The following is a 15,029-nucleotide window of genomic DNA, read 5'->3' as shown; positions in this document are numbered from 1 at the left end:
AAATATTTATGATTCGCTATTGAAATATAGATAACCTCCCTCATTAAAGAGATATCGCGATGAGGGAGTACTATAAACGTTCTTACCCATGCAAAGGTAACAGCCTAGGAATTATTTTGACATTATCATTAAACGATTACATCAACGCATTTAGCCAAAAAGAAAACCTAAGCGCTATTACTGGAATTGGACGTGGAATAGAGCGAGAAGCCTTAAGAATATTGCCCGAAGGTAAGCTGTCGGAACATCGACATTATAAAGAGCTAGGCTCAGCATTAACTCACGGGCAAATAACCACCGATTATGCTGAAAACCTTTTAGAATTTATTACCCCAGTGAGCGAATCTCCAGAGCAAGCCATTGCTCAGTTACAAGACATACAGAAGTTTACTTTAGAGCATATTGATGGCGAATTATTATGGCCAACAAGTATGCCTTGTTTTGTTGGTGATGCGACGCAAGTGCCGTTAGCGCAATACGGTAACTCTAATATTGGCACGATGAAAACTGTTTATCGACAAGGATTAAAAAATCGTTATGGCAGTATGATGCAAGTTATTGCAGGTATTCATTTTAATTTTTCTTTTTCTCAGCAATTTTGGAGTGTATTAAAACAGCTTGATAATAATACGTTAAGTGATCAAGATTACATTTCAGCAAAATACTTTTCGGTTATTCGCAACTACAAACGCTATTGTTGGTTAATTCCTTATCTATTTGGTAGTTCTCCAGCTATTTGTGGCTCTTTTTTACAAGGTAAACCTTCTTCTTTACCATTTAAAAAATCAGCAACAGGCAGCCTTTACTTAGACTATGCAACTTCGTTACGTATGAGTGATCTGGGTTATACCAGTAGCGAACAAACTTCATTAGAGATTTGTTATAACAATATCTCTGATTATGTAAGTAGCGTACAAAAAGCGATTGCCTTAAAATCAAATGTGTTTAGTGATATTGGCGTTAAAGTAGATGGAAAGTACCAACAACTTAATGATAATGTACTGCAAATAGAAAATGAGCTATATGCACCTATCCGTCCCAAACGAGTAGCAAGATCAGGGGAGAAACCTTCAGTAGCACTAGGCGAACGTGGTGTTGAGTATATTGAAGTGCGTGCGCTTGATGTAAACCCCTTTGTTGATACAGGGATAAGTGTTGAACAAATTTATTTCTTAGATGTTTTTCTCATTTATTGCGCTTTGGTCGATAGCCAGCAAGTTGATAGCCAAACTCAGAAAGTTTATGAGAAAAATATGGACGATGTTGTCTTAAAAGGTCGCGATCCAGCATTATTATTAACAGATATTGACGAATCTGGAGTTGCTAATAGCAAATCTATTCTAACGTGGGGGCAATCGCTTTTCTCATCGTTAAAAGAAGTGGCTCAGTTATTAGATAACGCGTATCAGTCAACTCAATATAGTGAAGCGGTAGCAAGAGAGTTTGAAAAAATTCAAGACCCGTCAAAAACACCTTCAGCACAGTTACTCGATATTTTAGTCACTAAAGAGCAATGTTTAGCTGATTATTCATTAACGCAGGCATCTGAGTATCGCCAGCAATTATTATCAAGAGATTATCAGTTCTACGATAAACAATACTTTGTCGATAGCGCACGACAATCATTGCAAGATCAAGCGGATATTGAAGCTAATGATACCGTTAATTTTGATACGTTTCTCTCGCAATATTTTAGTGAGTAATTTCATAAAAGGTAGGCATCGTAAATTCACGCCTACCTTATTTATACGAGTCTAATACTTCCCGTTTGAAAAAGTTGTGAAACGCTTGTTTGTCATGTTCATCTTTCATCCAAAATGATAATGCTTCAAAGTATGCAGGTTTAGACGATATTTCTGTTAAAGCTTTATTAATATCTCTTACTACTTTTTCTCCCCATTCGGTTTTACTGCATCCAATACCTGTTTTCATGAAAGCGGGTATATGCTTAACCTTTAAAAGCTCAAAATCAGAACTAATTAACCCTGTTTCTATCGCATAAATTGCAGAACTTGGGAAAGTTAAAAGAAAATCAAAGCGATTAAGTTCTAGCATTTTATATAGCGCACGATCTGCTGAAGAAGGCCGAATTAAAATATTATTTTGGTGCTTTGCTAATATACTATCGATGGTCTTTCCATAGAAACGACCATCGACGATACTGGTAGAAAAATTATGTTTTTCAAACAAATCAACTAAGTTAATGCTTTTTGATAATAAATGCTTAGCAGCTTTTTCTTTATTAATTAGTACATGGATGTTGCGATGAATGAGTGCTGTGTTTGAGTAGGTGACATACTTTGATCTCTCAGGGGTTTTACCTAAACCAAAAATACAGACATTCTTTTTTAACTTTAAGTCATGAAGAAATCTACCTACAGAAACTTGCACTTCATTATGTTCATATTGCGACAAAGCATTTATTAACAATTTTTGACTTTTATTTATGAAGCCCAACCCCTTATAAGGGCCATTAAAAATATAGGCAGGAGGTTGATCGTATGCATACCAAGTTATGGCCTCATTTGCTCGCAATGCTGAAGGAAAAAAAAGAAAAGTTATAAGAAGTAATACGGGCATCAATAATTAGAATTATGAATGTAGACTAATAAAATTATAGCTTTAATATCGTATATTTGCTGAAAACTTATCGTAAAAAATAGACTAACTAACGTAAAAACTAAGTTTTATGTTCAATGATTAACAAGACTGTTTTAGTCAAAAAAGCGTTAATAAAGTTTAGCGCATAAAAACATGAAACCTTTACTCGGTATGAGCGGAATAACATGCGTGGTTGTTTATGTGACTTAATGGTAGTGGGTACTGTTTTTTAGACAAAGCAAGGTTAATAAAAGTTAGCGCATAAAACATGAAACCTTAACTCGGTATGAGCGGAATAACATGCGTGGTTGTTTATGTGACTTAATGGTCGTGGGTACTGTTTTTTAGACAAAAAAATGCGCTAATAAAAATTAGCGCATAAAACATGAAACCTTTACTCGGTATGAGCGGAATAACATGCGTGGTTGTTTATGTGACTTAATGGTCGTGGGTACTGTTTTTTAGACAAAAAAATGCGCTAATAAAAATTAGCGCATAAAACATGAAACACTTAGGGAATAACATTACTGTTATATAAGAGTGTTCTTTTCTAAATAAGTTCAAATAATTTTGAATTTATTTCAAATAGGCTGTTAAGTGTATATTTTAGAAAATGAAGTGAGCTTTTTTAAATAAAAAAATGCGCTAATAAAATTAGCGCATAAAAGATGGAACCTTAACTCGGTATAAGCGGAATAACATCGATGCTTTTTATGTGGCTTAATGGTCTTGAGTACTGTTTTTTAGGCAAAAAAAATGCGCTAATAAAAATTAGCGCATAAAACATGAAACACTTAAGGAATAACATTACTGTTATATAAGAGTGTTCTTTTCTAAATAAGTTCAAATAATTTTGAATTTATTTCAAATAGGCTGTTAAGTGTATATTTTAGAAAATGAAGTGAGCTTTTTTAAATAAAAAAATGCGCTAATAAAATTAGCGCATAAAAGATGGAACCTTAACTCGGTATAAGCGGAATAACATCGATGCTTTTTATGTGGCTTAATGGTCTTGAGTACTGTTTTTTAGGCAAAAAAAATGCGCTAATAAAAATTAGCGCATAAAACATGAAACACCTAAGGAATAACATTACTGTTATATAAGAGTGTTCTTTTCTAAATAAGTTCAAATTATTTTGAATTTATTTCAAATAGGCTGTTAAGTGTATATTTTAGAAAATGAAGTGAGCTTTTTTAAATAAAAAAAAGCGCTAATATAATTAGCGCATAAAAACATGAATTAGTAAGGGGAATAACATTACTGTTATATAAGAGTACTCATTTTATATTTAGTTCAATTTTATTTTATGTTTTTCATTTTATAGTTTAGCAAACTGACTTTTAGGAAAATACAGACATAAAGTTCTTTCTAATAGGTAGTGCATAAAACATGAAATCGTTATTAAGTTGAGAGTGGAATAACAGTCGAGTTATTGGTGTTGCCTGATGGTTCCTCATACGGTTTTTTAAGCAAAAAAAAGCACTATCTAATAGGTGGTGCATAAAACATGAAGTCGTTATTAAGTTGAGAGTGGAATAACAATCGAGTTATTGGTGTTGCCTGATGGTTCCTTATACGATTTTTTAAGCACAAAAGCACTATCTAATAGGTGGTGCATAAAACATGAAGTCGTTATTAAGTTGAGAGTGGAATAACAATCGAGTTATTGGTGTTGCCTGATGGTTCCTTATACGATTTTTTAAGCACAAAAGCACTATCTAATAGGTGGTGCATAAAACATGAAGTCGTTATTAAGTTGAGAGTGGAATAACAATCGAGTTATTGGTGTTGCCTGATGGTTCCTCATACGGTTTTATAAGCAAAAAAAAGCACTATCTAATAGGTAGTGCATAAAACATGAAGTCGTTTTAAGTTGAGAGTGGAATAACAATCGAATTATTGGTGTTGCCTGATGGTTCCTCATACGGTTTTTTAAGCAAAAAAAAGCACTATCTAATAGGTAATGCATAAAACATGAAGTCGTTATTAAGTTGAGAGTGGAGTAACAATCGAATTATTGGTGTTGCCTGATGGTTCCTCATACGGTTTTTTTAAGCAAAAAAAAGCACTACCTAGTAGGTAGCGCATAAAACATGAAACATTAAGGGAATAACATCACTAACTAATATGACTATCTAATCATCAATAAGTTCATATTTAATTTAAAAATTTTAGTTTTTGATATTTAACGCTAACATCTGGCATTATGTCATTATTGTCTTTAAGTTGAGAAATTGATCTGTGAAGTACTTTGCAAAGGTCTTAACAATTACGTGTTTATCTGTTTCTGTTTTATCAAGTTGTGCTACTCCTCCGCCCAAAAACCCTGAAAATATTTGTGAAATTTTCCGAGAACACTCTGATTGGTATTTTGCATCTAGAGACATGCGTGATAAATGGGGGGTACCTATTCATGTACCCATTAGCATGATGTACCAAGAGAGCTCATTTAAGCATGATGCTTTGCCGCCTAGAGAATATTTGCTTGGCTTTATTCCTTGGGGAAGGGTAAGTACTGCTTATGGATATTCACAAGCTAAAACCATGACATGGGATGACTATATTCGAGAGTCAGGTAACTCGGGTGCCGATCGAGATGACTTTGAGGATGCTATAGACTTTATGGGGTGGTTTATTTTCAAAACCCAAAAAGTAAACGGTGTGTCTAAATGGGATGCCTATAACCAATATCTAAATTATCATGAAGGCTGGGGTGGTTTTAAGCGAAAAACATATAAACAAAAAAAATGGTTAGTTAACGTTGCCAGAAAAGTTGATAACCGAGCAAGACGTTATTCAAGCCAACTAAAAAGTTGTGAAGAAGAATTAAATCATGGCTGGTTATGGCGTTTGTTTTTTGGGTAAATTAAACGCTATTGTGAATACCGCAAATGTACCATTTTTTTATGGGTGATGATTTATTTTATAGGCAGTGATTTAAGCGTTTTTCTCTCTGCTACAACCTTCGCCAGCTCTTTTTTGAATAGCTTTACTTGACGCAACTTCCTGAAAAAACTGAGCTAAATTTTAATATTCTTAGCGGGTTAGTGAACGAATAATCGATAAGATTGATATAAGGTTTTTAAAGCGTAGCGCATTTAAATAGTGCTTGTAAAAAAGTATATTATATGAAGTATCTCTTGGCGTCATATTAAAGAAACCTGCGGCATAAAGCTTGCCAATTTGCTCATTTTATTCAAAAAAGCTTGCTACGCTAGTAAAAATAAAGGACGAAAAATATTATTAAAAAAACTTCGTTTTTTTGTTAAATAAGTGTTGAAAAAGCAAAACTCAGCTGTTGATGGGGGTAGCAATTGTTATCCACAGAAATTGTGGAAAGCTGAATAATTGTGAATTAACAGCGTTCTCTGTGGATAACTTTGTGATTAACTTTGTTTGGGTATATTTTATTCTTCGTCGGTCTCTTCACTAACAAAATGTTCAGGCATAACGCGTACCGTTTTTATCATATTGTCTGAAACATCAACGATTTCTACAGGGTAGCCCGCAATTCTTAAACTAATATTGCTTTGTGGAATATCCTCTAAATACTCAATAATTAAGCCATTTAATGTTTTAGGGCCATCTGTGGGTAATTGCCACGACATTTCCTTGTTGATGTCACGAATACTGGCACTTCCATCAACCAAATAGCTATCATCGGGTTGAGGAGTAATACCGTCACTGGTGGTCGGCGTCATAGTGGTAGTGAACTCACCAACAATTTCTTCAAGAATATCTTCTAGGGTCACTAAGCCTTGTATATCACCGTATTCATCAACCACTAACCCTAAACGCTCTTTAGCGTGCTGAAATTTTAATAGTTGAATATTTAACGGAGTCCCTTCAGGGATGAAATATAACTCGCGCACGGCTCGTAATAATGTTGCTTTAGTAAACTGACTTTTTGAAAGCATTTTTAAAGCGTCACGTGCATGAATATAACCTACAACGTCATCTATGCTATCGCGGTATAACAATACACGCGTGTGATTTGCTTGCGTTAACTGCTTCTGAATTTTTTTCCAATCATCATTCACATCGATACCAACAAGTTCACTTCGTGGAATCATGATGTCTTCTACTGAAACTTTTTCTAAATCTAATATGCTCACTAACATGTCTTGATCACGTTCGTGCAGTAACGCACCAGATTCATTTACAACGGTTCTTAATTCTTCACTACTTAAGCTGTGTTGTTCTCTTTGTTCAGAACTAATACCTAATAACATTAATATACCGTTAGTGATCCAGTTGACGGTAACCACTAATGGAAACAGTATTTTTAATAACAAAGAGAGGATAAGTGAACTTGGAAACGCTATTTTCTCGGGATAGAGTGCTGCCAAGGTTTTAGGAGTCACTTCGGCAAATATTAAAATAACCAAGGTTAAAATAATGGTTGCGGCTAGTACACCATAAACATCACCTAATAGACGAATACCTATTATTGTCGCAATTGCAGAAGCGGCAATATTGACTAGATTATTACCAATAAGAATAAGGCCAATGAGACGATCAGGTCTTTTCAATAGCGAACTGACTCGTTTAGCACCTTTGTGCTTTTGTTTTTCAAGATGACGTAATCGGTAGCGATTAAGAGACATCATGCCTGTTTCAGAACCTGAAAAATAGGCAGAAATAAGAATTAAGATGCCTAGAACAGTAAAGAGCATCTCAGTAGTTATATTTTCCAAAAAAGGTTAATCCTTTATGAGTAAAAATTATTTAGCTGTATACCTTATAACAGCAAGCCTATGTCGACAAGTAATAGCTAAAATAAGGTATATGAATTAAAGAATAAATTCTTTGACAAAGCGGCTACCGAAGTAGGCTAAAGTTAATAAAGTACTCGCAATAACCATCAACACCATAACTTTATGACCACGCCAGCCTTTTTCGAAATGTCCCCATAAAATAAAGCCATATATGGCGAATGAAATTAGTGAAAGTATTGTTTTATGAGCGTTTTCTTTTGATAAAAAGCCATCGAGAAAAGCAAAACCAACGATTTGGCTGATAAATAGAAATAACGTACCAATCGTTAAAATCGCGAATAATTGTCTTTCAACTTGCATTAAGGGAGGTAAATGCACAACCGCACTAAGATTTTTTTGTTTAAGTTTGTAATTAATATAGGTTACTTGAAATGCATACAGTGTCGCGATGGTTAAAATACAATAAGCGATTAACGCAATACCGATATGGCTTAGTAACACTACCTTTTCTACAACCAGCGGGATAGATTCAACAGCCGGCATAAAAATTATTGATAACTGCCAAATGCCTGCAAAGCCGTAAACAACCGGCAATAATAAATTTAACTTTTGTCTAAGCGCAACAATAGTAACCGTTAAGCTAATTAATAAACTGACCAATGAAATAACATTAGGTAAGTTGAAGTTAACGCTTTCAGATGCATAAGATGAGAAAAACAATTGAGCATCGTTTATTGCATGAATAACAATAGCTACAGTTGCTAAACTCAACGCTAACTTAAGGTTTGGGCCTTGAGGGTGAAATAATCGCGCTACAATTGCCACTGTGGCTAACAGGTATGCAACAAAAGCAATACTTGAGCCAATAACCAACAAATCCACTAACAACTCCTAAAAACAGTGACGCTACTATAAGAAAAGTTTGATTCTATCAGATAAACGCATTTGTGCCATGACAAATATAACAATGCTTGATATAGCTTTAGTTTTTACCAAAAAGTTAACTTTAACGCCTTGAAAAATTCAAGTTTTGCGCAAATATACACCTCATCTGTTTTATCTTGTCGCATCTTCAATGCAATAAGGTATATAATATCGCGATAAATTCGTTAACCTAAATACTGTTTGAGTTACTCATGTTTGAAAACCTGTCAGATCGATTAAGTAAATCGCTTAAAAATATTAGTGGCCGTGGCCGTTTAACTGAAGACAATATTAAAGACACCTTGCGTGAAGTTCGTATGGCGTTATTAGAAGCTGACGTTGCATTACCGGTAATTCGAGAGTTTGTTAGTAAAGTTAAAGAGCAAGCGGTAGGTACCGATGTTTCGAAAAGCCTTACCCCTGGCCAAGTTTTTGTAAAAATTGTACAAAAAGAGCTTGAAGCCGCTATGGGTGAAGTTAACGAAGCCCTCGATTTAAAAGCAGCGCCACCAGCTGTTGTGTTGATGGCGGGTCTTCAAGGTGCAGGTAAAACCACCTCGGTTGCAAAACTTGCTAAGTTTTTAACTGAGCGAGAGAAGAAAAAAGTTTTAGTGGTGAGTGCCGATGTTTATCGTCCTGCGGCAATTAAACAGCTTGAAACTCTTGCGAATGAGATTGGTGTAGAATTTTTCCCAAGTGATATTAAGCAAAAACCGATTGATATTGCCAATGCTGCCATTGACCATGCTAAGAAAGGATTTTTTGACGTACTGATTGTTGATACTGCTGGTCGTCTTCATGTTGATGAAGCCATGATGGGCGAAATCCAACAACTTCATGCCGCAGTTAACCCAGTAGAAACACTATTCACTGTTGACGCCATGACAGGTCAAGATGCTGCGAATACTGCGAAAGCGTTTAATGATGCATTACCACTTACGGGTGTTATCTTAACAAAAACTGACGGTGATGCTCGCGGTGGTGCTGCACTTTCTATTCGTCATATTACCGGTAAGCCAATTAAGTTTATGGGTGTGGGTGAGAAAATTGAAGCGTTAGAGCCGTTTCATCCAGATCGTATAGCCTCGCGTATTTTGGGTATGGGTGATGTGTTATCACTTATCGAAGAAGTAGAGCAAAAGGTAGATAGAAAACAAGCTGAAAAACTCGCGAAGAAAGTTAAAAGTGGTAAAGGGTTTAGCTTAGAAGATTTTCGTGATCAACTTGTGCAAATGAAAAGCATGGGAGGCATGATGGGCTTAATGGACAAATTACCGGGTATGGGGAATATGTCTGATAAAATCAAAGGCCAAGTTGATGATAAAATTACCGTGCAAATGGAAGCGATTATTAACTCAATGACACCTGCTGAACGTGAAAGGCCTGACATTATTAAAGGTTCTCGTAAACGTCGTATAGCAGCTGGCTCTGGTACTCAAATACAAGATGTAAATAAATTACTTAAACAATTTACCCAAATGCAGAAAATGATGAAGAAAATGTCAGGTAAAGGCGGCATGAAAAAAATGATGCGTAGCATGCAGGGCATGATGCCACCAGGCGGAATGGGTGGCGGAGGCGGAATGTTCGGCCGTTAAGTAACTACCTGATTTAGTCAAAGAAAGAAGCAGCAACTGAGCTGCTTTTTTTATGCCTTGGCTTTGTCTTAAATATTAAGTGAAGGATATTAAGGTGTGTGTTAAATATTATGGTATAGCTAAAAGCAAGCAAGGCATGATGCCATCAGACTCATGAGGTGAATGGGTGGCGGCGGCGGAATGTTCGGCCGTTAAGTCATTTTTTGGTTTAGTAAAAGAAAGAAGCAGCAACTGAGCTGCTTTTTTTGTGCGCGGTTTAATCGATTTATTATGACAAGTCGTTTTAAGTTTGTTTCCTATCAACTTTATTCAGCAAAAAAGTTGTGCTTAATCAAAGAAAATAAAAATAACCTATATCTTTATGAGATTTATTCGCATTTGTATTTGGGTTTGTGTATTATGCGCATATTAACGAAATAAACAAAGCATTAAACAAATATTTTGGAGTTCAAGGTGTCAATAAAATCATTTAAGCCAGCGTTATTGAGTATGGCCATTGCTAGTACAATATCAGCGAATGTGTTTGCAGATGATGTTGCAAAAGAAGCCTCTGTAGGTGAACAATTTACTATTTTTGGTAGTGATACTTCAGTGAACAATATTCCTGGTAGCGCTCATCAATTAACTCAAGATGATTTAGAAAAATTTGATTATAGTGACATTATGCGTAGCCTTACGTCTATTCCTGGGGTTTATGTATTAGAAGAAGATGGTTATGGCCTTCGCGCAAACATAGGTATGCGTGGTACTGGTCAAAACCGTAGTGAAAAAGTCACGATTATGGAAGATGGCGTATTAGCCGCGCCTGCACCATATGCCGCACCTTCAGCATATTATTTCCCTACAGCAGGTCGCATGCAGCAAGTTGAAGTACTTAAAGGGACTTCAAGTGCGATGTACGGACCCAGAACGACAGGTGGTGTCGTTAATATGTTATCTCGCCAAATTCCAGAAGAAGCTTTAGCGGGCCAAATAAAAGTACAAGCAGGGCAAGATGGGTTTGCAAAGCTACATGGTTTTATCGGTGGTCAAGGTGAAAATGTCAGTTCGCTATTTGAAGTATTTCGTTATCAAGCTGATGGGTTTAAAAATATTAATCACAGTAATCAAGATACCGGGTTTGTTAAAAATGATATTTTAGGTAAAGTTCGTTTTAATACTGACGGTGATGCCACTTTTGATCAAGAACTTGAGTTTAAGGTAAAGTATTCAGATGAAGACTCTGATGATACATACATGGGGTTAACCCAAGCCGATTTCGAAAGTGACCCATACAGCCGTTATTCTGCCTCACAAAAAGATAATATGGCCACTGAGCATTTACAGCTTCAGCTAAGTCATGCAATAGAGTTATCAGAACGATTCAATTTAGGTACAACCGTTTATCACAATGACTTTAGCCGTAATTGGTATAAAACCAGTAAAATTGGTCAACTGGAAGAAGATGATGAAGGTAATTCAAGCATTGTATATCAAAGCCTGAGCAAAGGAACTCAACTTGCCTCTGATTATGATAATGGCATGATTGATGAGTTATATACTCAGGTAAAAGCGAATAATCGTGATTATTTATCACAAGGTATTCAAACCGTATTAGATGCTGATTTAAACAACCATCAGTTAAAGCTTGGTATTCGCTATCATCAAGACGAAATGGATCGTTATCAATGGGTTGATAAGTACTATTTAGATGCTGGCTATAATATGACTCTAACTAGTGAAGGTACACCAGGAACTGACTCTAACCGTATTGATAGTGCCAGTGCGTTAGCACTGTTTATTCACGATGAGTGGACAATAGGCAAGTTTGTTGTTAATGCAGGTCTTCGCTATGAAGATATGACGTTAGAACGTGAAGATTGGGATACAGAAGACCGTTCTTTACCAGCGAAGACTTCTAAGAATACCGTTGAGGTAGTATTGCCATCATTGGCGATGACTTATCATTTAACCGATGATTTAGTTTTACTTGGTGGTGTGCAAAAAGGTTTTGCGCCACCATCGCCAGGTAATGAAGAAGCAACTAATGAAGAGAGCCTTAACTATGAGTTAGGTGCACGATATGGAAAAAATGCTTTCAATGCGGAAGCGTTAGTATTCTTATCTGATTATGACAACATGCACGGTAACTGTACGGCAAGCCAAAATTGTGATGACGACAATATTGGTGAACAATATAATACGGGTGAAGTAAAAATCACCGGTATTGAGTTAAAAACAGGCTACCTGTTTGACTTTAATGAAATTTCAATGCCAATCGATTTAACTTATACCCATACGCAAACAGAGTTTTCAAATAGTTTTAAATCAGATTTTTGGGGTGTTGTACAAGCTGGAGATGAATTTCCGTATGTGCCTGAAAATCAATTCCAATTAACGTTAGGTTTAGCGGGTGATAAATGGCGTACCAATGTACTTGTTCGTTATACGGGGGAAATGCGAAGCAAAGCAGGCGTTGGCGCAAGCGAAGATAATGTTAATGCTCATACCGTTGTAGATTTTGTTGCGAGTTATGATATTGCCAAGAATCAGCAAGTACGGTTTAGCGTTGATAACCTATTAGATGAAACATACATGGCAACACGTATGCATGGCTCTGTCATGGTGGGTAAACCGCAAACGTTATCTCTTGGATACCAATATAACTTTTAGCCTTTACAGCTTAATGAAACGCTATTAAGCCTAAAGCAGTAACTGAAGCCCTGAGTAAGACAACTTACTGAGGGCTTTGTTTTTAAGGTCTATTAGTAGGCCATACCAAACTCCAGTCTTGATTCCTTTTGAGTTAAACCGACTCACAATTGAAATAAAGCTTGTAAAATTCCCTTAAAAGCGTAGAATACGCGAGCTTTTCTGTCGGTTGAGACAGGAAGTGTCTGGAAAATTCGTTTAACACTTAATAAATAATAGAGGGCGATATGGTTACCATTCGTTTAGCTCGTGGTGGCGCTAAAAAGCGTCCATTCTATCAGGTTGTTGTTGCAGATAGCCGTAACTCTCGCGATGGTCGTTTCATCGAGAAAGTTGGTTTCTTCAACCCAACAGCACAAGGTCAAGCTGAAAAATTACGCTTAGACTTAGACCGTATCAACCATTGGGTTGGTCAAGGTGCTGGTGTATCTGATCGTGTGGCTAAGTTAGTAAAAGACGCACAAGCAGCTGCTTAATTGTATCTTTTGAACACTTAGTAGGTAGTAGGAGTTATTGTGAGTAAAGAACAACAAATTATCTTAGGTAAAGTAGGCGCTGTTTACGGTATCAAAGGGTGGTTAAGAATTCATTCGTTCACAGATGATCCCGATGCCATACTTGACTATTTTCCTTGGTCATTAAAATTAGGAAATAACACACAAACAGTAGATGTTACTGATTGGCGTAAACACAACAAAGGCTTGATTGTTAAAGTTGCTGGTATTGATGACAGAGATATAGCCCAAAAGCTAGTAAGCTCTGAGATATTCGTTAACGAAAGCGCGCTGCCAGAATTACCGGAAGGTGATTACTATTGGCGTGATTTAATTGGCATGAAAGTAGTAACTAGTAATGGTTATGACTTAGGTGTGGTTTCTGAATTATTAGAAACAGGCGCTAACGATGTACTGGTTGTAAAAGCGAACCTAAATGATGGCTTTGGCAAAAAGGAAAGGTTAATCCCTTATACTCTTGGTCAAGCGGTCGAATCGGTTAACGCTGAAAATAAACAAATTTGTGTTGACTGGGACCCAGGTTTCTAACTTGTGAGTAGCGAAACAGCCACTAATAATGGCATGTGGATTGGGGTGATAAGCCTTTTTCCTGAAATGTTTAATGCTATAACCGAGTATGGGGTGACAGGCCGAGCGATTCGTGGTGGGTTAATTGAGTTTCATTCGTGGAACCCAAGAGACTTTACTCATGATCGACATCGCACTGTTGATGACCGACCTTACGGCGGTGGTCCAGGGATGTTGATGATGGTTCAACCACTGAGAGATGCCATTAATGCAGCGAAACAAGCCGCATTAAAAGATGGCAGAAACGCGAAGGTTATTTATTTGTCGCCACAAGGGCGAAAGTTGGACCAACAAGGCGTAAGTGAATTAGCACATCATGACAGCTTGATATTTATAGCAGGTCGTTATGAAGGCATTGACGAACGATTAATTGCGTCAGATATTGACGAAGAATGGTCGGTCGGTGATTACATTTTAAGTGGTGGTGAACTCCCTGCAATGAATGTAATCGATGCGGTAGCACGATTAGTGCCCGGTGTACTAGGACATAAAGAATCAGCAGAGCAGGACTCTTTCTCTAACGGTTTATTAGATTGCCCTCACTACACTAGGCCAGAAGTACTGGAATCTCCTGAGGGAGAACAAATGCCAGTACCTAAAGTGCTACTCAGTGGTAATCATGAACACATACGTCAATGGCGCCAACAGCAGTCCTTATTAAGGACATGGACCAGAAGACCAGAATTATTAACTAACCTAGCTCTGACAGCTGAGCAGGAGAAAATGTTAGCTTTAATTAAAAAAGAAGCCAAGCAGTAATCCACCAGAACTGTGTACACTAGGAAGAAGGTATTATGAGTAAAATTATTGAAATGCTCGAACAAGAGCAAATGAAAACAGACCTACCAGCATACGCACCAGGCGATACTGTTGTAGTTCAAGTAAAAGTTACTGAAGGTGATAAGTCACGTCTTCAAGCATTTGAAGGTGTAGTTATTGCTGTTAAAAACCGCGGCTTACACTCTGCTTTCACAGTTCGTAAAATCTCGAACGGTGTTGGCGTTGAGCGCGTATTCCAGACACATAGCCCAATTGTTGATTCAATTGAAGTGAAACGTCGTGGTGATGTTCGTCAATCTAAACTTTACTATCTTCGTGAGCGTTCAGGTCGTTCTGCACGTATCAAAGAGAAGTTGGCTAAAAAGTAATATTGCTTTAGGCAGTATTTGCTTTACGCAAAGATTGAAAAAAGGCGATGAACGCAAGTTCATCGCCTTTTTTGATCCAGATGACATTAGATACATTCTTCACTAATCTATCTTACAAGGATCAAAATCAGGATCGCCAGACAGCTTTATTGCATCATTCATTAGGTATTCACTGGCACCATATTCACCAACACGTTTAATTCACCAACACGTTTAATTTTCTGTAAGCATTGCGCCTGTTATATGGTTAGGTATCAAAAAATATT

11 protein-coding genes are annotated in these 15,029 nt (G+C 36.8%); 8 read left to right on the top strand and 3 right to left on the bottom strand.

Features of this window, described 5'->3' with window-relative positions; translation table 11 throughout:
- Positions 1–116: 116 nt before the first annotated feature.
- On the top strand, positions 117–1,703 hold the full coding sequence (gene gshA / locus D1094_RS14835) for a glutamate--cysteine ligase (protein ID WP_259337975.1): 1,587 nt from the start codon (positions 117–119) through the stop codon (positions 1,701–1,703).
- A 37-nt stretch (positions 1,704–1,740) separates the two neighbouring features.
- On the opposite strand, the gene D1094_RS14830 is transcribed toward gshA, so the two are convergent.
- Positions 1,741–2,580, bottom strand: a complete 840-nt coding sequence (locus D1094_RS14830; RefSeq protein WP_147361084.1) for a TIGR02285 family protein — start codon at positions 2,578–2,580, stop codon at positions 1,741–1,743.
- Positions 2,581–4,843: 2,263 nt separating this feature from the next.
- Between D1094_RS14830 and D1094_RS14825 the strand changes: the two genes are divergently transcribed.
- Positions 4,844–5,467 (top strand): hypothetical protein, encoded by a 624-nt coding sequence (locus tag D1094_RS14825; RefSeq protein ID WP_118960890.1) that lies wholly within the window; start codon positions 4,844–4,846, stop codon positions 5,465–5,467.
- 542 nt (positions 5,468–6,009) lie between these two features.
- On the opposite strand, the gene D1094_RS14820 is transcribed toward D1094_RS14825, so the two are convergent.
- Together D1094_RS14820 and D1094_RS14815 are read right to left on the bottom strand one after the other, a co-directional pair.
- Positions 6,010–7,299, bottom strand: coding sequence for an HlyC/CorC family transporter (locus D1094_RS14820; RefSeq protein WP_118960889.1), 1,290 nt, complete (start codon positions 7,297–7,299; stop codon positions 6,010–6,012).
- Positions 7,300–7,395: 96 nt separating this feature from the next.
- Entirely contained in the window at positions 7,396–8,202 is an 807-nt protein-coding gene (locus tag D1094_RS14815; RefSeq protein ID WP_118960888.1) for an inner membrane protein YpjD, read from the bottom strand.
- Between the two features lie 254 nt (positions 8,203–8,456).
- Here D1094_RS14815 and ffh point away from each other — a divergent pair, with 254 nt between their 5' ends.
- From ffh to rplS, 6 genes are all read left to right on the top strand, one after another.
- Positions 8,457–9,842 carry a signal recognition particle protein gene (gene ffh / locus D1094_RS14810; RefSeq protein WP_118960887.1) on the top strand — a complete coding sequence of 462 codons (1,386 nt, stop codon included), beginning with the start codon at positions 8,457–8,459 and terminating at the stop codon, positions 9,840–9,842.
- A 453-nt stretch (positions 9,843–10,295) separates the two neighbouring features.
- Positions 10,296–12,494: a TonB-dependent receptor domain-containing protein gene (locus tag D1094_RS14805; RefSeq protein ID WP_118960886.1), complete on the top strand. Its 2,199-nt coding sequence runs from the start codon at positions 10,296–10,298 to the stop codon at positions 12,492–12,494.
- Positions 12,495–12,760: 266 nt separating this feature from the next.
- Complete coding sequence (gene rpsP / locus D1094_RS14800; RefSeq protein ID WP_118960885.1) at positions 12,761–13,009, top strand: 30S ribosomal protein S16; 249 nt, start codon at positions 12,761–12,763, stop codon at positions 13,007–13,009.
- Between the two features lie 39 nt (positions 13,010–13,048).
- The gene (gene rimM / locus D1094_RS14795) at positions 13,049–13,576 is read left to right on the top strand and encodes a ribosome maturation factor RimM (RefSeq protein ID WP_404851488.1); all 528 of its coding nucleotides are present in this window, start codon (positions 13,049–13,051) and stop codon (positions 13,574–13,576) included.
- Positions 13,577–13,609: 33 nt separating this feature from the next.
- Positions 13,610–14,374: a tRNA (guanosine(37)-N1)-methyltransferase TrmD gene (trmD, locus tag D1094_RS14790; RefSeq protein ID WP_118960983.1), complete on the top strand. Its 765-nt coding sequence runs from the start codon at positions 13,610–13,612 to the stop codon at positions 14,372–14,374.
- Between the two features lie 35 nt (positions 14,375–14,409).
- Complete coding sequence (gene rplS, locus D1094_RS14785; protein WP_118960883.1) at positions 14,410–14,763, top strand: 50S ribosomal protein L19; 354 nt, start codon at positions 14,410–14,412, stop codon at positions 14,761–14,763.
- The last annotated feature ends 266 nt before the right edge of the window (positions 14,764–15,029 follow it).

Origin of the sequence: Colwellia sp. RSH04, from assembly GCF_003545765.1 — a bacterium.
In the GTDB taxonomy this organism is placed as follows: Bacteria; Pseudomonadota; Gammaproteobacteria; order Enterobacterales; family Alteromonadaceae; genus Colwellia.
This window is presented reverse-complemented; position numbering and strand designations above follow the sequence as displayed.